Annotated in this window: 18 protein-coding genes and 2 pseudogenes; 9 read left to right on the plus strand and 11 right to left on the minus strand. The window is 67.4% G+C overall.

Annotation, left to right across the window (positions count from 1 at the left end):
• Positions 1-109 precede the first annotated feature (109 nt).
• Positions 110-958, plus strand: coding sequence for an LLM class F420-dependent oxidoreductase (locus tag MHN84_RS03530; RefSeq protein WP_241203258.1), 849 nt, complete (start codon positions 110-112; stop codon positions 956-958).
• Between the two features lie 38 nt (positions 959-996).
• Here MHN84_RS03530 and MHN84_RS03535 read toward each other — a convergent pair whose 3' ends face one another.
• A complete protein-coding gene (locus MHN84_RS03535) occupies positions 997-2,526 on the minus strand; it encodes an acetyl-CoA acetyltransferase (RefSeq protein ID WP_241203259.1) in 1,530 nt (509 codons plus the stop codon).
• 87 nt (positions 2,527-2,613) lie between these two features.
• Here MHN84_RS03535 and MHN84_RS03540 point away from each other — a divergent pair, with 87 nt between their 5' ends.
• On the plus strand, positions 2,614-2,796 hold the full coding sequence (locus tag MHN84_RS03540; RefSeq protein ID WP_241203260.1) for a hypothetical protein: 183 nt from the start codon (positions 2,614-2,616) through the stop codon (positions 2,794-2,796).
• A gap of 94 nt (positions 2,797-2,890) precedes the next feature.
• Here the strand turns inward: MHN84_RS03540 and sucD are convergent, their stop codons facing one another.
• Positions 2,891-3,793: a succinate--CoA ligase subunit alpha gene (sucD, locus tag MHN84_RS03545; protein WP_241203261.1), complete on the minus strand. Its 903-nt coding sequence runs from the start codon at positions 3,791-3,793 to the stop codon at positions 2,891-2,893.
• A gap of 21 nt (positions 3,794-3,814) precedes the next feature.
• Positions 3,815-4,978 carry an ADP-forming succinate--CoA ligase subunit beta gene (gene sucC, locus MHN84_RS03550; RefSeq protein WP_241203262.1) on the minus strand — a complete coding sequence of 388 codons (1,164 nt, stop codon included), beginning with the start codon at positions 4,976-4,978 and terminating at the stop codon, positions 3,815-3,817.
• A gap of 265 nt (positions 4,979-5,243) precedes the next feature.
• Between sucC and MHN84_RS03555 the strand changes: the two genes are divergently transcribed.
• Together MHN84_RS03555 and MHN84_RS03560 are read left to right on the plus strand one after the other, a co-directional pair.
• On the plus strand, positions 5,244-6,290 hold the full coding sequence (locus MHN84_RS03555) for a M23 family metallopeptidase (protein ID WP_241203263.1): 1,047 nt from the start codon (positions 5,244-5,246) through the stop codon (positions 6,288-6,290).
• Positions 6,291-6,887 carry a hypothetical protein gene (locus MHN84_RS03560; RefSeq protein WP_241203264.1) on the plus strand — a complete coding sequence of 199 codons (597 nt, stop codon included), beginning with the start codon at positions 6,291-6,293 and terminating at the stop codon, positions 6,885-6,887.
• Here the strand turns inward: MHN84_RS03560 and pcrA are convergent.
• Positions 6,884-9,196, minus strand: a complete 2,313-nt coding sequence (pcrA, locus tag MHN84_RS03565; RefSeq protein ID WP_241203265.1) for a DNA helicase PcrA — start codon at positions 9,194-9,196, stop codon at positions 6,884-6,886. The two genes, MHN84_RS03560 and pcrA, sit on opposite strands and share 4 nt — an antisense overlap.
• A gap of 203 nt (positions 9,197-9,399) precedes the next feature.
• On the opposite strand from pcrA, the gene MHN84_RS03570 reads away from it, so the two are divergent.
• Complete coding sequence (locus MHN84_RS03570) at positions 9,400-9,714, plus strand: chorismate mutase (RefSeq protein ID WP_255729898.1); 315 nt, start codon at positions 9,400-9,402, stop codon at positions 9,712-9,714.
• Positions 9,715-9,769: 55 nt separating this feature from the next.
• Here MHN84_RS03570 and MHN84_RS03575 read toward each other — a convergent pair whose 3' ends face one another.
• The gene (locus MHN84_RS03575) at positions 9,770-11,785 is read right to left on the minus strand and encodes an acyltransferase family protein (protein ID WP_255729899.1); all 2,016 of its coding nucleotides are present in this window, start codon (positions 11,783-11,785) and stop codon (positions 9,770-9,772) included.
• A gap of 72 nt (positions 11,786-11,857) precedes the next feature.
• Positions 11,858-13,306 (minus strand): NAD-dependent succinate-semialdehyde dehydrogenase, encoded by a 1,449-nt coding sequence (locus MHN84_RS03580; RefSeq protein ID WP_241203267.1) that lies wholly within the window; start codon positions 13,304-13,306, stop codon positions 11,858-11,860.
• Positions 13,307-13,355: 49 nt separating this feature from the next.
• Here MHN84_RS03580 and pgi point away from each other — a divergent pair, with 49 nt between their 5' ends.
• Positions 13,356-15,008, plus strand: a complete 1,653-nt coding sequence (gene pgi / locus MHN84_RS03585; protein ID WP_241203268.1) for a glucose-6-phosphate isomerase — start codon at positions 13,356-13,358, stop codon at positions 15,006-15,008.
• A gap of 7 nt (positions 15,009-15,015) precedes the next feature.
• On the opposite strand, the gene MHN84_RS03590 is transcribed toward pgi, so the two are convergent.
• The 5 genes and pseudogenes from MHN84_RS03590 to MHN84_RS03610 all read right to left on the minus strand — a co-directional run bounded on the left by MHN84_RS03590 (position 15,016) and on the right by MHN84_RS03610 (position 17,968).
• On the minus strand, positions 15,016-15,855 hold the full coding sequence (locus MHN84_RS03590; RefSeq protein ID WP_241203269.1) for a family 16 glycosylhydrolase: 840 nt from the start codon (positions 15,853-15,855) through the stop codon (positions 15,016-15,018).
• 37 nt (positions 15,856-15,892) lie between these two features.
• Positions 15,893-16,642 carry an SDR family oxidoreductase gene (locus MHN84_RS03595; protein ID WP_241203270.1) on the minus strand — a complete coding sequence of 250 codons (750 nt, stop codon included), beginning with the start codon at positions 16,640-16,642 and terminating at the stop codon, positions 15,893-15,895.
• 80 nt (positions 16,643-16,722) lie between these two features.
• Positions 16,723-17,196 carry a zinc finger domain-containing protein gene (locus tag MHN84_RS03600; RefSeq protein WP_241203537.1) on the minus strand — a complete coding sequence of 158 codons (474 nt, stop codon included), beginning with the start codon at positions 17,194-17,196 and terminating at the stop codon, positions 16,723-16,725.
• A 138-nt stretch (positions 17,197-17,334) separates the two neighbouring features.
• Positions 17,335-17,580 (minus strand): annotated as a pseudogene (locus MHN84_RS03605) (DNA-formamidopyrimidine glycosylase family protein); the annotation flags it as partial.
• Between the two features lie 4 nt (positions 17,581-17,584).
• Entirely contained in the window at positions 17,585-17,968 is a 384-nt protein-coding gene (locus tag MHN84_RS03610; protein WP_241203271.1) for a phage holin family protein, read from the minus strand.
• Positions 17,969-18,093: 125 nt separating this feature from the next.
• On the opposite strand from MHN84_RS03610, the pseudogene MHN84_RS03615 reads away from it, so the two are divergent.
• From MHN84_RS03615 to MHN84_RS03625, 3 genes and pseudogenes are all read left to right on the plus strand, one after another.
• Positions 18,094-18,996: pseudogene (locus tag MHN84_RS03615) on the plus strand (diiron oxygenase); the annotation flags it as partial.
• Positions 18,996-19,718, plus strand: a complete 723-nt coding sequence (locus MHN84_RS29860) for a DUF4873 domain-containing protein (RefSeq protein WP_241203272.1) — start codon at positions 18,996-18,998, stop codon at positions 19,716-19,718. The pseudogene MHN84_RS03615 and the gene MHN84_RS29860, both read left to right, overlap by 1 nt.
• A gap of 77 nt (positions 19,719-19,795) precedes the next feature.
• Positions 19,796-20,668 (plus strand): LLM class flavin-dependent oxidoreductase, encoded by an 873-nt coding sequence (locus MHN84_RS03625; RefSeq protein WP_241203273.1) that lies wholly within the window; start codon positions 19,796-19,798, stop codon positions 20,666-20,668.
• Positions 20,669-20,672 lie beyond the last annotated feature (4 nt).

The following is a 20,672-nucleotide window of genomic DNA, read 5'->3' on the forward strand; positions in this document are numbered from 1 at the left end:
CCGCGGCCGCCGGTCCAGGTCTTGAGTAGCCCGCTACCCGAATCGGAGCATCCGGCTACTCACGCACCCCACTTGCGGACGCATATTGGAACACGTTCTAATTCTTTCCATGGACTTTGGGTTGGTGCTGTTCACCTCCGACCGCGGCATCACGCCCGCGGCGGCCGCCTCGCTCGCCGACGAGCACGGCTTCTCCACCTTCTACGTGCCCGAGCACACCCACATCCCGATCAAGCGCCAGGCCGCTCACCCGACCACCGGCGACGAGACCCTGCCCGACGATCGCTACATGCGCACCCTGGATCCGTGGGTGTCGCTGGGCACCGCGGCCGCGGTGACGTCGCGGGTCCGGTTGTCCACCGCGGTGGCGCTGCCCGTCGAGCACGACCCGATCACGCTGGCGAAGTCCATCGCCACGCTGGATCACCTGTCCGGCGGCCGGGTGTCCCTTGGCGTCGGATTCGGTTGGAACACCGACGAACTCGCCGATCACAACGTGCCTCCCGCGCGCCGCCGCACCATGCTGCGCGAGTATCTGGAGGCCATGCGGGCGCTGTGGACCGAGGAAGAGGCCGCCTACGAGGGCGAGTTCGTGAACTTCGGTCCGTCCTGGGCGTGGCCCAAGCCGGTGCAGTCGCACATCCCGGTGCTCGTCGGCGCCGCGGGCACCGAGAAGAACTTCAAGTGGATCGCGAAGTCGGCCGACGGCTGGATCACCACCCCGCGTGACTTCGACATCGACGCACCGGTGAAGCTGCTGCAGGACACGTGGGCTGCCGCCGGTCGGGACGGAGCGCCGCAGATCGTCGCGCTGGACTTCAAGCCCGACCCGGACAAGCTGGCCCACTGGCGCGAGCTCGGCGTCACCGAGGTGCTGTTCGGTTTCCCCGATCGCAGCCCCGACGAGGTCGCCGCCTACGTGGAACGGCTCGCAGGCAAGCTCAGCGCGCTGGTGTGAATTGATGCGCCGGAGGCCCCGGCCGCAACCACGCTGTTCTAGCGCAGAACCGCCCGGTTGCCGTCGTCCGTCGCCGTGACCGAGATGTTCGCGCCCAGCGGGTCGCCGTCAGACATCAGCGCGACCAATTCCTCGTCGGTCGTGGTCGCCATGAAGCGGGAACCGTCGGCGTCGAGACGTCCGACGATGATCCCGGTGCGCACCGGCCAGTCGTAGTGCACCGAGTACGTCTCGACAACACCCGATCCCTCGGGTTTCTTGGTCACCGGAACCGTCGGCAGCGCAGCCACCTGCTCGGTGAGCTCGGCGCTGCGGGACGTCCGCCATTGCGCGGGTTGGGTGGAATAGATGCCGGCCGAATACTTGCTCATGATGCCGCCGTTGGCGCCGACGAAGCCGAATCGCCCTGGCTTGTCGCGCATCTGGACCACGGTCTCGGCGATCGCGTGCGCCGAGTAGCTGTTGCCCGGACCCCCGAAGTAGGGCAGGCCGCCGGTCAGGGTCAGGCCGCGGGGATCGTCACCGGACACTCCGAGCGCCTCGCTCGCCACGAACACCGGAAAGGGGAAGCAGCTGTACAGATCGAATGTCGCGATGTCGTCGACACCGACGCCGGCCACGCGCAGCGCCTCGTGAACCGCATGCACGGCCGCAGGGCTGGCACCCATGTCCGCCCGGCTCAACAGAGCCTGCTCGACGAGATCCGAGTGCCCGTGCACGAACACCCACTTCTCCTGCGGTACCCCGTGGCGCCGGGCCGCCTCGACGGACATGACGATCAGTGCGGCACCTTGGTTCACGGTGTCGCGAGCGACGAGATACCGCGGATAGGGATCGCAGATCATCCGGTTGTCGTCGGTGACCGTTTCGATCTCCTCGACCGAGCGCTCCACCGGGGACGACGAGAACGGGTTCTTCGCAGCGACTTTCGACATCGGCGCGAACAGCTCGGCCATCGCGTGGCGATATTCCTTCACGCCGACGCCGAGGCGGGCCCGGCGTGCGTTGTCGAGCAACCCGTATTGCACCGGGGCGCCGGTCAATCCGTGCGTCACGGTGTATTCGTCGATGTAGCTGTAGATCCCGTGCCCGCGGTCCTCGAGCTGACCCTCGACATGCTCGGTGAAATCGGGCTTGTCATCTCGGTCGGCGAAGTACTTGGCCGTCGACCCCGGCTCCGACCCCATGATCATCACCACGTCGGCGTCCCCGGCGACGATCGCGTTCCCTGCCTCGGCGACCAACTTCTGCGGGCCCTGCCCGCCCACAGGCTCGAGCACGACGCGTGCCGGGTTACCTCCGAGGCGCTGCATCACCGAGCGCGGATAGTTGTTGGACTTGCCGAGCGTCGCCGGCATCGGACCCGAGATCTCGAACTGGCGCAGCCCGAAGACCGTGTCGATGGCGCCTGCCACTGAGGACGCATCCGCACCGGTGTCGGCGAGCGCCGCCCGTGCGGCCTCGGTCGCCAGCTCCACGGCCGACATGCCGCGGTAGCCGGGGTCGTCGATGCGCTCGGTGAACTGGCCGACGCCGACCAGGATCGGGGTGCGCGGATCGATCGGCATGACGGGCCTCCTGACAGGTGTTGATTCGAGAGGCTAATAGAACCGGTTCCAGTTCTTGTATCGGGGTCGACCGGGTACTCCTCCAGCATGGCCCGCGGCGAACATCCCCAACGCACGGTGTTCTACGGCGCATGTCTGGTGGCGGCGGCGTTTCTGTCGTGCTGGGTGGCGGCGTCGGTGCACATCACCTGGGTATCGACACTCATCTACATCGCCGCTGCGGTCGCGGCCTGCGTCGGCGCGGTGATGACGCTGCGCGACTACGGGTGACGCACCGCGCGCTGGAACGCGACGAGCGCGCGCCTTTGTACGGTTGCGACGGTGTGTCGCTGTACAAACGCGCGCGCTCGCGGATGGAAGGGAGCTACAGGTTCTCGAAGATCTCCCGGGCCAGCTTCGCGGTCTCCGACGGCGTCTTGCCGACCTTGACCCCGGCGGCCTCGAGAGCCTCCTTCTTGGCGGCCGCGGTGCCCGACGAGCCGGACACGATCGCGCCCGCGTGCCCCATGGTCTTGCCCTCGGGCGCGGTGAAGCCCGCCACGTAGCCGACGACCGGCTTGCTCACATTGGCCTTGATGTAGTCGGCTGCCCGCTCTTCGGCGTCGCCGCCGATCTCGCCGATCATCACGATGACCTTAGTCTCAGGATCCTTCTCGAACGCCTCGATGGCGTCGATGTGCGTGGTGCCGATGACCGGGTCGCCGCCGATACCGATCGCGGTCGAGAAGCCGAGATCACGAAGCTCGTACATCATCTGGTAGGTCAGCGTGCCGGACTTCGACACCAGGCCGATCGGGCCCTTGCCGGTGATGTTGTTCGGCGTGATGCCGACCAGCGACTCGCCCGGGGTGATGATGCCGGGGCAGTTGGGCCCGATGATCCGGGTCTTCTCGCCCTTGTCTTTGTTGTAGGCCCACGCGAAAGCGGTGTCCTGCACCGGAATTCCCTCGGTGATGACCACGAGCAGCGGGATCTCGGCGTCGATCGCCTCGATGATGGCGTCCTTGGAGAAAGCCGGCGGCACGAACGCGATGGAGACATCGGCGCCGGTCTCCTTCATCGCCTCGGCGACGCTGCCGAACACCGGCAGCTCGACCTCCTGGCCGTCGGAGTTCTCGTGCTTGACCGTGGTGCCGGCCTTGCGCGCGTTCACACCGCCCACGATCTGGGTGCCGGCCTTGAGCATCAGCTTGGTGTGCTTGGTGCCCTCGCCGCCGGTGATGCCCTGGACGATGACCTTGGAATCCTTGTTGAGGAAGATAGACATTTCTTCGTTTCCCTAAGTCCGCTACTTGTTAGCCAGCTCGGCGGCCTTGTCGGCGCCGGAGTCCATGGTGTCGGCCTGGATGACCAACGGATGGTCGGCCTCGGCGAGAATGCGCCGGCCCTCGTCGACGTTGTTGCCGTCCAGTCGCACGACCAGCGGCTTGTTGGCCTCGTCGCCCAGGATCTGCAGAGCCTTGACGATGCCGTTGGCGACCGCGTCGCAGGCGGTGATTCCGCCGAAGACGTTGACGAACACGCTCTTGACCTGATCGTCACCCAGGATCACGTCGAGGCCGTTGGCCATCACCTCGGCCGACGCGCCGCCGCCGATGTCGAGGAAGTTGGCCGGCTTCACGCCGCCGTGCTTCTCCCCCGCGTAGGCGACGACATCGAGGGTGGACATCACCAGGCCCGCGCCGTTGCCGATGATGCCGACCTGGCCGTCGAGCTTGACGTAGTTGAGGTCGTTCTCCTTGGCCTTCAGCTCGAGCGGATCGGTGGCGTCCTTGTCCTCGAACTCGGCGTGCTCGGGATGGCGGAAGTCGGCGTTCGCATCGAGAGTGACCTTGCCGTCGAGCGCGAGGATCTGATCGTCCGGCGTGCGCACCAGTGGGTTCACCTCGACCAGCGTGGCGTCCTCTTTGACGAAGACCTCCCACAGCTTGGCGATGGTGACCGCCGCGGCGTCGAGCACCTCGGCGGGCAGGTGACCCTTCTCGGCGATCTCGCGAGCGAACGCCTCGTCGACGCCCTTGGTCGCGTCGACGGAGATGCGAGCCAGGCGGTCCGGCTTGGTGGCGGCGACCTCTTCGATCTCCACACCGCCCTCGACCGAGCACATGGCCAGGTAGGTGCGGTTGGCCCGGTCGAGCAGGAAGGAGATGTAGTACTCCTCGGCGATGTCGCTCGCCTCGGCGACCAGCAACTTCTTGACGACGTGACCCTTGATGTCGAGGCCCAGGATGTTCTGGGCGTGGGTGAGGGCGTCGTCCGGCGTCGCGGCGTACTTCACACCGCCGGCTTTACCGCGGCCGCCGACCTTGACCTGCGCCTTCACCATGACCGGCTTGCCGATCTCCTCGGCGATGGCCTTCGCATCCTCGGCGCTGTCGGTGACCCGACCCGGCGTGGTGGGAACGTTGTGCTTGGCGAACAGTTCTTTCGCTTGGTACTCGAAGAGGTCCATGGACTCTCAGACCATCCCTGTCTGTCGGCGGCTGGTAGATGTGTGCCCGACGGGCTCCGGGGGAACTGTATCGACCCGGCTTTTCCTCATTGGCACCGCCCGCCTGACATGTGGTCGATCTCACCCGGCCCCAATCGTGATTCAGGTCACATTCTTCGATCGACTACAGTCCCGGGTTGGCATCTCCATTGGAATTTGGTTAACGTCCTGTGGTCTAGATAACGGTCTGGTCACGACGGCTCACGACAGATTAGGACGTCTCAGGTTGGCTCAGCATCGATCGCCTCGCTTCTCTGAGGCCCTCGCGGCACCTGAAGCCACTGAAGTCACCGACATCATTCCGTTCAACGAGTTCGGCGCGCTCGGCGATCTGCGCGACCTCGATTGCGCGTCCGACGACGTGTTCGACCGTGACACCCAGGTCATCCACGCCCCCGAACTCGACGATCTGCTGGACACCGACGATCTCGAACCCCTGCGCCTCGTGCCCGCCGAATTCCGCGCCTCGAGCAGCACCCCACGCAGCTCACGCGCGTACCGCGCCAGCCACACAGACCGCAGCGACGGCACAGCCACCACCGACGTCATCGACATGCGTGGCCGCACCGGTCAGCACCGCAAGCCCGAGGTCCCCGTCAAAGGCCGCCTGATGGTCGCCGCGATGGCCGTGGGTGCGACCGCCGCCGGGGCGTACAGCGTCACCACGGCCGCGGAGAAGCAGCCTGCAGAGACGGTGCTCGCGTCGGACACGACCACGATGGGCGGCTCCGGCGTCATCACCGGGTCGGTGGACGGCATGCAGATCGTCACCGTGGCCCCCGCGGCGAACTCCGCGATCCACGCCGAAGAGATCACCAAGGCTGCCGCCTTCGCGCAGGAACGCGCGGAACGCGAAGCGCGCCTGGCCCGCCCGCAGTTCGCGATGCCGACCCGCGGGGTGTGGACGTCCGGCTTCGGCTTCCGCTGGGGTGTCCTGCACGGCGGCATCGACATCGCGAACTCCATCGGCACCCCGATCCTGGCAGCCGCCGACGGCGTCGTCATCGACGTCGGCCCGACCGCCGGCTACGGCGCCTGGGTCAAGCTCAAGCATTCCGACGGCACCGTGACCCTGTACGGCCACATCAACACCTGGCTCGTCAGCGTGGGGCAGCGCGTCATGGCCGGCGATCAGATCGCGACGATGGGCAACCGAGGCAACTCGACCGGCCCCCATCTGCACTTCGAAGTGCTTCTCGGCGGCACCGACCGGGTCGATCCCGTCGGGTGGCTGGCCAAGCGGGGATTGTCCCCCGGCAGCTACGTTGGCTGAGTGGCCGGCGACGCAGGCGAGGCACCCGAGCAGCACGGTGACGCAGAGACACGGATCCTGCGTCGCGCACCGCTGAACACCGGCTCGCAACCCGTCTCGGAATCGGCCGAGCCGGCCACGTCGATCATCAGGCGTCATCCGACCGGTGAGTTCCCCGCGTCGGCAGAGCCCGCGACCGGATATCTGCCGCGGGCCCAGCCCGTCGCCGTCGGCCCTCCGCGCGCACCGCACGTGCCCGCCCGCTCCGCGATCGCCACCGCCGTCGTCAGCATCCTGTCCGGGTGGGCGACCGCGGTCATCGCGACCAATCTGATCTCCGGCTGGTCGGCGACCGACCCGCTGTTCTGCGTCGCCATCGGCTTCCTCGCCGCGATCTCCGCGGCCGCGACCATCGGCGGGTTGATCGCGCTGCTGCTGCGACGCAGGATGGGCCGGCTGCTGGTGATCGTCGGCGCGGCGATCGCGCTGCTGATCTTCGCGGGGCTGTTCGTCGCGGGCGCCGCACTACCGGCCCTCGTCTACGCCATGCCGGTGCTCCCGGTGGCGTCGATCGTGCTCGCGCTGCTCCCTGAGACAGCGCGCTGGGGACGGTCCTAGAGCTTGCTGACCGGCGCGTGGTTGTGCATGAGCTTGACGCGCCCGGCGCTGCCGAAGTCGATCAGCGACATCGCCGACTCCCCCATCCCCGACACCTCTTCCACGCGACCGAGACCGTACTTGTCGTGGGTGACGCGGTCGCCGGGCTCGAGCACCAGCAGCGGCCTCTTACCTGCCGACGAACGCGCGGGCGATGGGCGGGGCGTACCGAACCGGCCCGCCCCGCTCACCGGCGCCGAGAAGTGCGACGGCGGGGCCTCGACGCGCCGCCAATTGATCAGCTCCTGCGGAATCTCCCGCAGGAAGCGCGATTCCGGGTTGAGCATCGGTTGCCCCCATGACGAGCGGACCTTTGCTCGGGTGAGGTAGAGCCGCTGACGGGCCCGGGTGATGCCCACGTACGCCAGCCGGCGTTCCTCCGAGAGCTCCACGGGGTCGCCGAGGGCCCGCATGTGCGGGAACATGCCGTCCTCCCACCCGGTCACGAAGACCACCGGGAACTCCAGGCCCTTGGCGGTGTGCAGCGTCATCATCGTCACCACGCCGGACCCGTGTTCGGGGATGTCGTCGGCGTCGGCCACCAGCGACACGCGTTCGAGGAACGAGGCCAGCACCCCGGTGTCGGGGACGTCCTCGTCCTCGGGCTCGGCGTCCTCCTCGGCGAGAGCGCGTGCGTTGGCCAGATCGATGCTGAATTCGTGTGCGACGCTGACCAATTCGTTGAGGTTGTCGAGGCGGGCCAGATCCTGCGGATCGCTCGACGATTCGAGCTCGGCGCGATATCCGGTGCGGTCGAGCACCGACTCGACCAGCTCACCCAGTTCGCCGTCGAGCCCGCCCCGGAGCTCGTCGAGCATCTCGACGAAGCCGGCGATCGCCTTCTCCGCACGGGTATTGAGCATCGGTACCTTGCCCTCGGCGGCGGCCACCAGGGCATCGTTGAAGCTTCCGCCGGTGTTCTCGGCGTGCACCGCCACGCATGCCTCGGCGCGGTCACCGATGCCGCGGCGGGGGGTGTTCAGGATGCGCCGCATGCTGACCGAGTCACCGGGATTGTCGAGCACCCGCAGATAGGCGACGATGTCGCGGATCTCGCGGCGCTCGTAGAAGCGCACGCCGCCGACGACCTTGTACGGGATGCCCGCGCGGATGAACACCTCCTCGAGGGCGCGGGAGGAGTTGTTGGTGCGGTAGAACACCGCGACGTCGTTGTACGAGAAATCGCCCTGGCTGTCGGCGAGTGCGTCGATCTCCTGCGCGACGAACCGGGCCTCGTCATGCTCGTTGTCGGCGACGTAGCCGACGATCAGTTCCCCTTCGCCCGCGTCGGTCCAGAGCCGCTTCTCCCGGCGACCGGCGTTGCGCGCGATGACGGCGTTGGCCGCGTTCAGGATCGTCTGCGTGGAGCGGTAGTTCTGTTCGAGCAGAATCGTTGTGGCACTGGGATAGTCGCGCTCGAAATCCTCGATGTTGCGGATCGTGGCGCCGCGGAACGCGTAAATGGACTGGTCGGCGTCGCCGACGACGCACAGCTCGGCGGGCGCGACCCCATCGACCGTTTCGGTGCCGACGAGCTCTCGCACCAGCACGTACTGCGCATGGTTGGTGTCCTGGTATTCGTCGACGAGGATGTGCCGGAAGCGACGCCGGTAGTACTGCGCGATCTGCGGGAACGCCTGCAGCACGGCGACCGTCTCGCCGATCAGGTCGTCGAAGTCCAGCGCGTTGGCCGCGCGCAGGCGGCGCTGGTATTCGGCGTAGACCTCGGCGATCACGCGGGCGAGATCCTCGGCGGCCTCGGAGGCCTCGGCGGCCGCCTGCTCGGGACCGATCAGCTCGTTCTTGAGGTTGGAGATGCCGTTGGACAGCAGACGCGGTGAGAACTTCTTGGTGTCCAGGCCCATGTCCTTGCCGATCATCAGCAGCAGACGGCGGGAATCGTCGGCGTCGTAGATCGAGAAGTTCGAGTTCAGGCCGGGCAGCAGCGACGCCTGGTTGCGCAGAATCCGCACGCAGGTCGAGTGGAACGTCGACACCCACATGTTGCGGGCCCGCGGACCGACCAGTTGCGCCACACGCTCGCGCATCTCGGCCGCGGCCTTGTTGGTGAACGTGATCGCGAGCACCTGGCCCACGCCGACCTCGCGGGCCGCGAGCAGGTAGGCGATGCGGCGGGTGAGTACCGCGGTCTTTCCGGAGCCCGCTCCGGCGACGATGAGCAGCGGGGTGCCCTCGTGGAGGACGGCCTGCCGCTGCTGGGGATTGAGCCCGTCCAAGAGCTCATCGGTTTCAGTGGTAACGATCGACATACTGCCCCAAACCTACCGCCGAACGGTGACAGTCTTTGCGCTGGCACGTCAGGTGATGGCACACTCAGTGAGTGCTTTGTCAGGAGCAACGATTTTTCTACGGGTACCGGCCAGCGGTGCCCGTGGTCTAGCTGCTTCCCCCTTCAGCCCCGCGGTCCGCTTCCGGACCCGGGGCTCGTTTTCTGTGTGAGGCCCGGAACCGGATGAGACCAGACCAGTCACACGACGAGAATCCGGAGAACGACATGACGACCGACACCGCACAGACGCCCGATATCCCAGACATTGCTGACCTGCGCCAGGAGATCGATCGCCTCGACGCGGCGATCCTCGAGGCCGTGCAGCGGCGCACCGAGGTCTCGCAGATGATCGGCAAGGCTCGGATGGCCTCCGGCGGTACCCGCCTGGTGCACAGCCGCGAGATGAAGGTCATCGAGCGCTACAGCGTGCTGGGCCCCGAGGGCAAGAACCTCGCGATGCTGCTGCTGCGCCTGGGCCGCGGCCGCCTCGGCCACTGATCTTTTGGCGATTCGGCGTGATTGCCGTCGCTGAGCGACGACAGGCACGCCGAACTCACTGGGGCTTGACGGCGTCGACCAGCCAGGGCGTGAGCCACTCGACTGCTTCTGGCGTGGGGTGCACTCCGTCGGCGCGCACGACCATCCCGTTGACCTTGGCCTGGTAGTAGCCGTTGGGGCTGAGCTTGCTGTTCAGGTCGAGCACCGTGACGTTCCGGCGTGGTTCGGCGACGCTGCGCAGCAGCGTGTTCCATGCGTCGACGCGCTTGGGCTGATCCTCGGGATAGAGGCTGCCGTCGGCTTTCTCCGCGCGCCGGTTGTAGGGCTCGGTCGTGACGACGATGCGGGCGCCGGTCGAGCCCAGGATGTCAAGCGCCCGGGTGAGCTCGCCCCGCAAGTAGGCGTCATAGCCCGGCTCGCCGATGTGCGTCCACCGGCCCTCGTTCATCCGGTCGACCACCTCCCACCGGCCGACCATCAGCAGAACCACATCGGGTTTCTCGTAGCCGATGCGCTGCGCCCACCGCGCCGGCCAGGAATCGCATTCCGGCTTCTGCGGCAGTTCTTGACCCACGTATTCATAAGGCCCGCCGCGTGCGATGCCGCAGCCGATCGTGGTGAAGTCGGCGAAGTCGACACCGGGGGTGTCGGGCAGGTAGCGCATGATCGTCCAGGCGATCGAATCGCCGAAGACGGCCACCCGCACGTCCCCCGGGGCGCGCTGGCGTACCGGTTGGGTGACCGCGACCGGAATCTCGGGGGCGATCAGGGCGGCCGAATCGATCAACGGCCCCGCCCCGGGCTTGGGGAACGGCGCACCGGACGGAAGCACGGTCATCGCGACCACCGCCGCGGTCGCGGCCGTCGCCGCCGACAGCCGCAACATCGGCACGAACGCCGGACGCCAGTCCCGGATCGGCTGCTCGATCAGCCACCACGACACCGCAGCCACGGCGATCGTCGCCGCACAGCGCAGCGCGAACAGCTTCCACCCCTCCGACCCGGTCCGTTCACCGTTGAGCAGTAGGAAGATCGGCCAGTGCCACAGGTACACGCCGTAGGAGATGGCCCCCAGGCCCACCAGCGGCCCCATCGACAGCATGCGCGCGGCCGGACCGGTCTGATCCAGCGCCACCGGGGCGATCACCAGCACCGCCGCCACGGCGACGACGACGAGCAGTCCACCCCGGAACTCGGCCGCCGTGCCGACGGCCAGGTGCGCCGCCGTGGCGAGGACCAGCAGCCCCAGGACCGGGAGCAGCCAGGCCAGCCAGCGGGCCCAGCGGGAACGCAGTGTCACCAGACCGGCTGTCATCCCGCGCCAGTCCCGCACCACCAACGCCGCCGCGGCAGCGCCGACCAGTAGCGCCTGCATTCGGGTGTCGGTGCCGAAGTACACCCGGTGCAGCGAGTCGTCCGACGCCAGCGCGACCGACGCCGCCGCCGAGCCGAGGACGCCCAGCGCGGCCACCACGAACACCGCAGTACGCACCATCGTCGGGGTGACCGGCACACCACGGCGATAGGCGATGGCGCCCAGCCCCGCGACGATTCCGACGATCAGCAGCGGCCACAGTAGGTAGTACTGCTCTTCGACACCGAGGGACCAGGTGTGCTGCAGCGGTGACGGCGGCGCGCCGGTCGAGAAGTAGTCGGTGTGCTGGGCGACGAACATCCAGTTCGACATCCAGAACAGCGCGGCGACGGCCTCCTCACGCAGACCGGCCACCGACTCAGGCGCGAACAGATCGCGGGCGACCGCCACCGCCAGCACCATCACCACGAGCGCGGGAAGTAACCGGCGCGCACGACGCACCCAGAATCCGCGCAGACCGATCCGCCCGGTTCGGGTCGTCTCGTCGATCAGCAACGAGGTGATGAGGAACCCGCTCAGCACGAAGAACACGTCGACGCCCAGGAATCCGCCCGGCAAGCCCGGCACGCCCCCGTGGTCGGCGAGCACCAGCCCGACCGCGATGGCCCGTACCCCGTCGAGCGCCGGAATCCCCCGGCCCGAACCGACATAGCGGCGTGGGCCCACCCGGATCGGCGCCGCGCTCACGGCAGTCAACTCGTGTGGCCCTCCTTGCCTTCGAACAAGGAAGCCTATTGAGGATCGGGCGCGGAAGCGGGAAGGCGCGCGCTACTTCGTCAGCGCAATGTATTTCGTGTCGAGGTACTCCTCGATGCCCTCGCTGCCACCCTCACGGCCGAACCCGGACTCCTTGACCCCGCCGAACGGCGCGGCGGCGTCGGAGATCACGCCACGGTTGACGCCGACCATGCCGGATTCGATGCCCTCGGCCACCCGCAGCGCGCGATCCAACGACTGTGTGTAGACGTAGGCGGCCAGCCCGTACTCGGTGTTGTTGGCCGCGGCCACGCCCTCGTCCTCGGTGTCGAACCCGGTGATGGGGGCGACGGGTCCGAACACCTCCTCCTTGAGGATGCGCGCGTCGGCCGGCACGTCGGTCAGCACGGTGGCCGGATAGAAGTTCCCGGGGCCGCCCGGCGCGACGCCGCCCACGGCGACCGTCGCGCCGCGGGAGACCGCGTCGGACACCAGCTCGGTGACGGTGGCGACCTGCTTGGCGTTGATCAGCGGGCCCAGCGTCGACTTCTCGTCGAGGCCCTTGCCGAGGGTGAACTCGCTCATCCGCTTCACCAGCTTCTCGGTGAACTCTTCGCGCACGGCGTTGGCGACGTGAAACCGGTTGGCCGCCGTGCACGCCTCGCCGCCGTTGCGCATCTTCGCCAGGATGGCTCCGTCGACCGCGGCGTCGACGTCGGCGTCGTCGAACACGATGAACGGTGCGTTGCCGCCCAGTTCCATCGACGTCCGCAGCAGCTTGTCCGCCGACTGCTTGACCAGTGCTTTGCCCACGCCGGTGGACCCGGTGAACGTCAGCTTGCGCAGGCGACCGTCGTCGATCAGCGCCTCGGTGACACCGCCGGGATTGCTCGTCGGCAGGATCGACAGCACACCCTTGGGCAGGCCGGCCTCGTCCATCAGCTTGGCCAGCAGCAGCATCGTCAGCGGCGTCTCCTGGGCCGGCTTGACGATCATCGTGCAGCCGGCGGCAAAGGCGGGCCCCATCTTTCGGGTCCCCATGGCCAGCGGGAAGTTCCACGGCGTGATGGCGTAGCAGGGGCCGACGGCCTGTTTGGTGACCAGGATGCGGCCGGTGCCGGCCGGGCTCGCGGTGTAGCGCCCGTCGATGCGGACCGCCTCCTCGGCGAACCACCGGAAGAACTCGGCGCCGTAGGTCACCTCACCCTTGCTCTCGGCGACGACCTTGCCCATCTCCAGCGTCATCAACGCCGCGATGTCGTCGGCGCGCTCGGTGATGGTCTCGAACACCGACCGCAGGATCTCGCCGCGCTTGCGCGGTGCGGTCGCGGCCCACTCGCCCTGCACTGCGCACGCGGCGTCGAGTGCGGCGCGCGCGTCGTCGGGGGTGGCGTCGGCCACCTTGGTGATCACCTGGTCGTCGCTGGGGTCGAGCACGTCGAACGTCGACGAGCCCTCCCGCTCCTCACCACCGATCCACAGACCGGTGGGGACTGAGTTCAGCAGCGCGGCTATATCCATACCCCACGTCTTACACCCTCGGTCAAGTCGCGGCACTAGGGTTCTTTTCATGGGCTCCTCCGACATCACGGCCACATCGGCATGGCAGGCACTGTCCCGGCACCATGAGCAGATCGGCGGCACCGATCTGCGTCAGCTCTTCGCCGACGATCCGGCTCGGGGAACCGAGCTGACGCTGACCGTGGGCGACATGTACATCGACTACAGCAAGCACCGGGTGACCCGTGAAACGCTGGATCTGCTGCTCGATCTGGCGCGCGCAGCCGGGTTGCCCGAGCGGCGCGACGCCATGTTCTCCGGTGAGCACATCAACACCTCGGAGGACCGCGCTGTCCTGCACACCGCGCTGCGGCTGCCCCGCGATGCCGAGTTGAGCGTCGACGGCCAGGACGTGGTGGCCGACGTGCACGAGGTGCTCGACCGGATGGGGGAATTCACCGATCGGCTGCGCAGCGGCGAGTGGCGCGGCGCGACCGGTGAGCGCATCACCACGGTGGTCAACATCGGTATCGGTGGCTCCGATCTGGGGCCGGTGATGGTGTACCAGGCGCTGCGGCACTACGTCGACGCGGGCGTGTCGGCGCGGTTCGTGTCCAACGTCGATCCCGCGGACCTGGTCGCGAAGCTCGACGGACTGGACCCCGCCAGCACGCTGTTCATCGTTGCGTCGAAGACGTTCTCGACGCTGGAGACCCTGACCAACGCGACGGCGGCGCGGCGCTGGCTCACCGATGCGCTCGGCGAGGACGCGGTGAGCAAGCACTTCGTGGCGGTGTCGACCAATGCGAAACTGGTCGACGAGTTCGGCATCGACACCGAGAACATGTTCGGCTTCTGGGACTGGGTGGGTGGCCGGTACTCGGTCGACAGCGCCATCGGGTTGAGTGTCATGGCGGCGATCGGCAAGGAGCGGTTCGCCGAATTCCTCGAGGGCTTCCATCTGGTCGACGAGCACTTCCGAACGGCGCCGCTGGAGGCCAACGCGCCGGTTCTGCTGGGATTGATCGGGCTCTGGTACAACAACTTCTTCGGTGCGGAAACCCGTGCGGTGCTGCCGTATTCGAACGACCTGTCTCGGTTCGCGGCGTATCTGCAGCAGCTCACCATGGAGTCCAACGGCAAGTCGGTGCGCGCCGACGGCACGCCGGTGACGACGCGCACGGGCGAGATCTTCTGGGGCGAGCCCGGCACCAACGGCCAGCACGCGTTCTACCAGTTGATCCATCAGGGCACCCGGCTGATCCCGGCCGACTTCATCGGGTTCAGCGAACCGACCGACGACCTGCCCACCGCCGACGGCACCGGCAGCATGCACGACCTGTTGATGAGCAACTTCTTCGCCCAGACGCAGGTGCTGGCCTTCGGCAAGACCGCCGAGGAAATCGCCGATGAGGGCACACCGTCAGATGTGGTGCCCCACAAGGTGATGCCGGGCAATCGGCCGAGCACGTCGATCCTGGCGACCAAGCTGACGCCGTCGGTCGTCGGTCAGCTGATCGCGCTCTATGAGCATCAGGTGTTCACCGAGGGCGTGGTGTGGGGCATCGACTCGTTCGACCAGTGGGGTGTGGAGTTGGGCAAGACCCAGGCCAAGGCGTTGCTGCCGGTACTGACCGAGGACGAACCGCCTGCGGCGCAGTCGGATTCGTCGACCGACGCGCTGGTGCGCCGCTACCGCGCGGAACGCGGTCGTTCAGCGTGAAGTCGGCTCACCAGACGCGGACGTAGTCGATCAGCATCTCGGCCGGATAGCTGCCACCGCTGGGATCGCCGCCGCCGGAGCCTGCGACGGCCAGGTCGAGGATCGGGAACAGTTGATAGCCCGGCTCGTTGAACTGCCAGTCGGGCAGCGCGTGGGCCGGCACGTCGAAGTACGGTGCGGCGCCGTCGGTGTAGTCCCGCCAGAACCGCATGCCCGCGTCGTCCCACTGCACCCGCCAGGTGTGCCAGGCGCTGTCCACGCTGATGGTCTGGCTGACGTGTTCGCCGCCGTTGAGCTTGGCGTGCACGGCGGTGCCGGGCGCCCAGTGGCCGTTGCCGTACCACTCCATGATGTCGACCTCGCCACCGTTGACGGGGTTGTTGTTGGCGAGATACCACGCCGGCCAGCAGCCGGGGGTCAGGCAGTTGAGCTTGATGCGGGCTTCCCAGTTGTGCCCGATGCCGCCCCGGAAGGTGCCGAAGATCTTGCCGCTGTAGTAGGTGTCACCGTCCTTGGCGGCGTGGAACACCAAGTTCGACTTGCCGTCGAGGTAGACGTTGCGACGGTCGTCCCGGTACTGGCCGACGTTGCCGGGCAGCTCCCAGTAGGTGGGGTCCTCCATGGATTCGCGCGCGGTGGCGATCTCCCACTTCGACCGGTCGGGCGCCGAGCCGGCAGGGCCGTCGAAGTGGTCTTCGAACAGGTACTTGCCGGCCGGCGGCGGTGCGGCAGGGGCGGGACCGCGCCACGGCGTGGCCTGGGCCGGGGCACTGGGGAGGGCCGCGCCGAGCAGGCCGATCCCCGTCATCGCCATCACGGTGCGTCGGTTGAGATGCCGGTCCGTCATCGGTCCATGAAAGCACCCGCGCCCGCGGGCGAACCTGTCAGGCGAAGCGTTTGGTGTATTTGGGCGGCAGCAGCTTCATCACCTCGACCAGCGGCCACCACGGCCAACCGGGGACGACGGCGCGGCCCTTTTCCTTCTCGATCGCGTCGACCATCGCTTTGACGCCGGTCTCGTTGTCGACCATCAGCATCGTCGTGTTCGACTTGGCGGTCATCTCGGATTCGATGTAGCCGGGCTCGAGCACGGTGATCTTGATGGGTCCCGAGGGGTATTCCGCGCGCAGCGACTCGCCCAGGGAGGTGACACCGGCCTTGCTCGCCGCATAGGCGGCCTTGTGGCCGGGCACGCCGACGTTGCCCAGGACGGAGGAGACCAGGACGAGGTGGCCCTTGCCCGCCGCCTTGAACATCTCCATGGCGGTCTCGATCTGCACAAGGGCGGCAACGAGATTCGTCTCGATCGTGGCCTTGTTGGCCCACAGTTTGCCGCCGCCCAGCGGATAGCCCTTCCCGATGCCGGCGTTGACGATCACGCAGTCGATACCGCCGAGCTCATCGGAGAGTGCACCGAAGACCTTGGGCACCTGATCGTGGTCGTTGACGTCGAGAGCGGCCACGGCCACGCGCACGCCGGGATAGCGGGCGGTGATCTCGGCCTTGAGCTCGTCGAGGTTGTCGAGGCGTCGGGCGCACAGCGCGAGGTCGCGCCCCTTGGCGGCGAACTGGCGGGCCATTCCGGCGCCGAGCCCCGAACTCGCACCGGTGATCAGGATCTTCTGCCGAGTCATTGCCGCAGGATAACCGAGTTAGACAAGTGCACCGACATCGAGGTCCCCCGGTCCGCCCGCTGCGTGAGCGACGTCAGCGGCTACTTCAGCAGGCGCGACATGCGCCGGTCCGCGAGCACTTTGCCACCGGTCTGACACGTCGGGCAGTACTGAAACGACTTGTCCGCGAACGAGACTTCGCGCACGGTGTCGCCGCAGACCGGGCATGGCATGCCCGTGCGGGCGTGCACCCGCAACCCGGATCGCTTCTCGCCCTTGAGCGTGGCGGCCTGCTGGCCGACCGACCGCGAGACCGCATCGGTGAGCACCGAGATCATCGCGTCGTGCAGCGCGGCGAGTTGCGCGTCGGTGAGCTTGTTGGCCGTCGCGAACGGCGACAGCCGGGCCACGTGGAGGATCTCGTCGCTGTAGGCGTTGCCGATCCCGGCGATCACCTTCTGGTCGGTGATGACGGTCTTGATGCGCCCGGAATTTGTCTGCAGCACATCGGCCAGCCCGTCGACCGTGAGCGCCAACGCATCGGGTCCCAGCGACGCGATCTGCGGCACGGCCATCGGGTCGGTGGTCAGCCACACCGCCAGTCGCTTCTGCGTGCCGGCCTCGGTCAGATCGAACCCGAGCCCCTCCTCCCCGAGATGCACCCGCAGCGCGATGGGTCCCTTGCCCGGCTTCGGCGGGACCGGTGACAGCTTGTCCGACCATCGCAACCACCCGGCACGCGACAGATGGGTGATCAAGTGGAGGTCTCCGGCCTGCAGCCCCAGGTATTTGCCCCAGCGGTTCGCACCGGTCACCTCCTGACCGTGCAGCGCGGACAGCGGCGGGTCGAACGTCTTGAGCACCGACAGCGCGCCGACATCCACCCGCCGCACGATCTGCCCGACCGCATGCCGGCGCAGATGATCGGCGAGGGCTTCGATCTCGGGTAGTTCGGGCATCTGTTCAGTCTGCCTTGACGAGCAGTGAGAGCACCCAACTCACGATCGACAACACGATCGCCGCCCAGATCGCGGTCCACCAGAAGTCGTCGATGGACAGACCCCAGTGGGTGGTGCGCTCGGTGATGGACGAGGTGATCCAGAGCATCAGCGCGTTGATCACGATGTGGATCAGGCCGAGCGTGAGGATGTAGAGCGGGATCGAGATGATCTGCACGATCGGCTTGATGATGGCGTTGACCAGCCCGAAGATGACGGCCACCACGAAGACGATGCCGATCCGGGCGGCGGTCGAATCGCCCCCGACGAAGGCGATCCCCGGGACGACCAGGGTCACCACCCACAGCGCCACCCCGGTGAGGGCGGCACGCAGCAGAAACGAGGTCACATCGGTCATCATGCCCCGTCGGCGTTCCCGACAGCCAGTACCGAAAGTACCCGGTACCGCAGGTATTGACATGGTGGCGCACGGCTCCTTAACGTCGTGAGCACCACGACGAAGGGACGTCGACGATGACGGCTCCACCCGCCCCGCGCAGCACCGCCCCGACCCGCGACGTGTTCGCCGATCGACTGCTCAAGGGATCGGTCAAGAAATCGTTCGCCCCGATCGTCGACATCGACTGGGATGCGCCGCTGGAGCCGGACAAGTTCTTCCTGCCGCCCAGGCTGGTGTCATTGTACGGAACGCCCCTGTGGGACAGCATGTCTCGCGACGAGCAGATCGAGCTGTCACGCCAGGAGCTGGCGAACACGCTCTCGGCCGGAATCTGGTTCGAGAACATCCTCAACCAGGCCCTGCTGCGCAAGATGCATCAGGACCCGACGGCGCGGGCCACGCACTACGAGCTCACCGAACTGGGCGACGAGACCCGCCACATGGTGATGTTCGGCAAGGCGATCCAGCGCATCGGCGCGAAACCGGTGCGACCCAAGCTGTATCAACGCGTGATCATCAACATGCTGCCGTTCGCGTTCCAGGGCTCACTGCTGTGGGTCGCCGCGCTGGTCGGCGAGGAGATCTTCGATTCCCTGCAGCGTCAGATGATGGACGATCCGGAGTTGCAGCCCCTGGTGCAGCGCCTGATGCGCATCCACGTCACCGAGGAGGCCCGCCACATCCAGTTCGCCCGCGACGGTCTGCGCAAACGCGCGCCGCAGCTGGGTCGGGTCTCGCGGATGTGGGTCGGCAACGTCAACGGGGCCGGCGGGTTGTTCTTCCGGCACTTGTTCACCAACCGTGTCCAGTACGCGCGGGTGGGCCTGGACTCGCGCGAGGCGCGGCGGGTTGCGCGCAGGAGCCCGCATCGCCGCGAGGTCCAAGTCATGGGCTTCGCTCCGTTGGCGGCGTTTCTGACCGAGGTCGGCCTGATGGGTCCGGTCGCCCGACGCGCGTGGACGCGCAGCGGGTTTCTGTGACCGAGACGGTCATGTACGTCAGCGACTCGGTCTCCGCCGAGTTCGACGAGCGGACACACGTGTGGCGGGTGGGCGACCGCACGGCACGCGTCTTGATCGCAACAGACGGCACGCTGCCCGACGGGACCGCACCGCCACCAGACGGACTGGTGCCCTATCTCGGCGTCGCGGTGTCCGGCGTGCCGAACTACTTCCTGCTGACCGGTCCCGACACCGCCGCGCAGAAGAGCTACATCGCCAAGTGCCTCGCTCACCTCGGCCGCACGGGTGGCTCCCGCATCGAGGTCCGTCCCGCGACCCAGCGGATGTTCAGTCGGCGGGCCCGATCGGGTGAGCACCGCGGCGGTCGCTACTGGCGAGTGGTCGGCACGAAGATCCCTTCGGCGTTCGAGGTGCAACACACCGGCGAGGACATCGTCGACGATGACGCCGTGTACGACGGCATCGCCACCGTCACGGTCGACGGTGACGACCACCGGGCACGGGTGCGACTGACCGGATGGCTGGACCCGGTCGACGGCCTGTTCCATTGGCGTGGAACTTTTTTCGCGGAGATGACTGGTCTGCGACTGCCTACCGATGTCGAGATCGCCGCGGACGGCGAATCGGTGCCGGCGCGGCTGACGGAGCGGACCTCGCAGGGTGGCCTCACCGTGGTCGGCGCCGGAACCCCGCCCTTCGCTCTGGCAACCACCGACATCGAGATTCCTGACGTCTGAGAGCCGGTACGGCCGTTGCGGCCCGCGCGATCTAGAACACGTTCTAGTATGCGGTGCAGGGACGAGCAGGAGGCGATGTGCGGTTCACCTTTGCAGAAGCGATGACCGATCCGACGTACTACATCCCGCTGGCCAAAGCCGCCGAGGCCGCGGGCTATCACGCGATGACGATTCCCGACAGCATCGCCTACCCGTTCGAGTCCGACTCGACTTACCCGTACACGCCCGACGGCAGCCGGGAGTTCCTCGACGGCAAAGCGTTCATCGAGTCGTTCGTCCTCACCGCCGCCCTGTGCGCGGTGACGACCACCCTGCACTTCAACCATTTCGTGCTCAAGCTGCCCATCCGCCCGCCGGCCCTGGTCGCCAAGCAGGCGGGATCGTTGGCCGCCCTGTTCGACAATCGGCTGGGACTCGGGGTGGGCACCAGCCCCTGGCCCGAGGACTACGAACTGCTGGGCGTGCCGTTCGCCCGGCGCGGCAAGCGGATGGACGAATGCATCGAGATCATCCGCGGCCTCACCTCGGGTGAGTACTTCGAGTTCCACGGCGAGTTCTACGACATCCCCAAGACGAAGATGACGCCCGCGCCGTCGCGCCCGGTGCCCATCCTGATCGGCGGGCACGCCGACGCCGCACTGCGCCGCGCCGCCCGCAATGACGGCTGGATGCACGGCGGTGGCGACCCGGAGGAACTCGACGCACTGCTGACGAAGCTGGCCCGCTTCCGCGAGGAGGAGGGCAGCGCCGACAACGAGGACTATCAGATCCACGTCATCTCGATCGACGCCTACACCCTCGACGGCGTCAAACGGCTCGAGGACAAAGGCATCACCGACGTCATCGTCGGGTTCCGCGTCCCGTACATCACCGGCCCGGACACCGAACCGCTCGAGACGAAGATCCGCAATCTGGAGATGTTCGCCGAGAACGTGATCGCGAAGCTATAGCACG

This window comes from Mycobacterium sp. PSTR-4-N (genome assembly GCF_022348085.1).
GTDB lineage: Bacteria > Actinomycetota > Actinomycetes > Mycobacteriales > Mycobacteriaceae > Mycobacterium.

Bases quoted from the DNA above. Each gene is read 5' to 3' on its own strand.
- MHN84_RS03530 (WP_241203258.1), top strand. From the start codon at position 110: ATGGACTTTGGGTTGGTGCTGTTCACCTCCGACCGCGGCATCACGCCC.
- MHN84_RS03535 (WP_241203259.1), bottom strand. From the start codon at position 2,526: ATGCCGATCGATCCGCGCACCCCGATCCTGGTCGGCGTCGGCCAGTTC.
- MHN84_RS03540 (WP_241203260.1), top strand. From the start codon at position 2,614: ATGGCCCGCGGCGAACATCCCCAACGCACGGTGTTCTACGGCGCATGT.
- sucD (WP_241203261.1), bottom strand. From the start codon at position 3,793: ATGTCTATCTTCCTCAACAAGGATTCCAAGGTCATCGTCCAGGGCATC.
- sucC (WP_241203262.1), bottom strand. From the start codon at position 4,978: ATGGACCTCTTCGAGTACCAAGCGAAAGAACTGTTCGCCAAGCACAAC.
- pcrA (WP_241203265.1), bottom strand. From the start codon at position 9,196: ATGTCGATCGTTACCACTGAAACCGATGAGCTCTTGGACGGGCTCAAT.
- MHN84_RS03570 (WP_255729898.1), top strand. From the start codon at position 9,400: ATGAGACCAGACCAGTCACACGACGAGAATCCGGAGAACGACATGACG.
- MHN84_RS03580 (WP_241203267.1), bottom strand. From the start codon at position 13,306: ATGGATATAGCCGCGCTGCTGAACTCAGTCCCCACCGGTCTGTGGATC.
- pgi (WP_241203268.1), top strand. From the start codon at position 13,356: ATGGGCTCCTCCGACATCACGGCCACATCGGCATGGCAGGCACTGTCC.
- MHN84_RS03590 (WP_241203269.1), bottom strand. From the start codon at position 15,855: ATGACGGACCGGCATCTCAACCGACGCACCGTGATGGCGATGACGGGG.
- MHN84_RS03595 (WP_241203270.1), bottom strand. From the start codon at position 16,642: ATGACTCGGCAGAAGATCCTGATCACCGGTGCGAGTTCGGGGCTCGGC.
- MHN84_RS03600 (WP_241203537.1), bottom strand. From the start codon at position 17,196: ATGGCCGTGCCGCAGATCGCGTCGCTGGGACCCGATGCGTTGGCGCTC.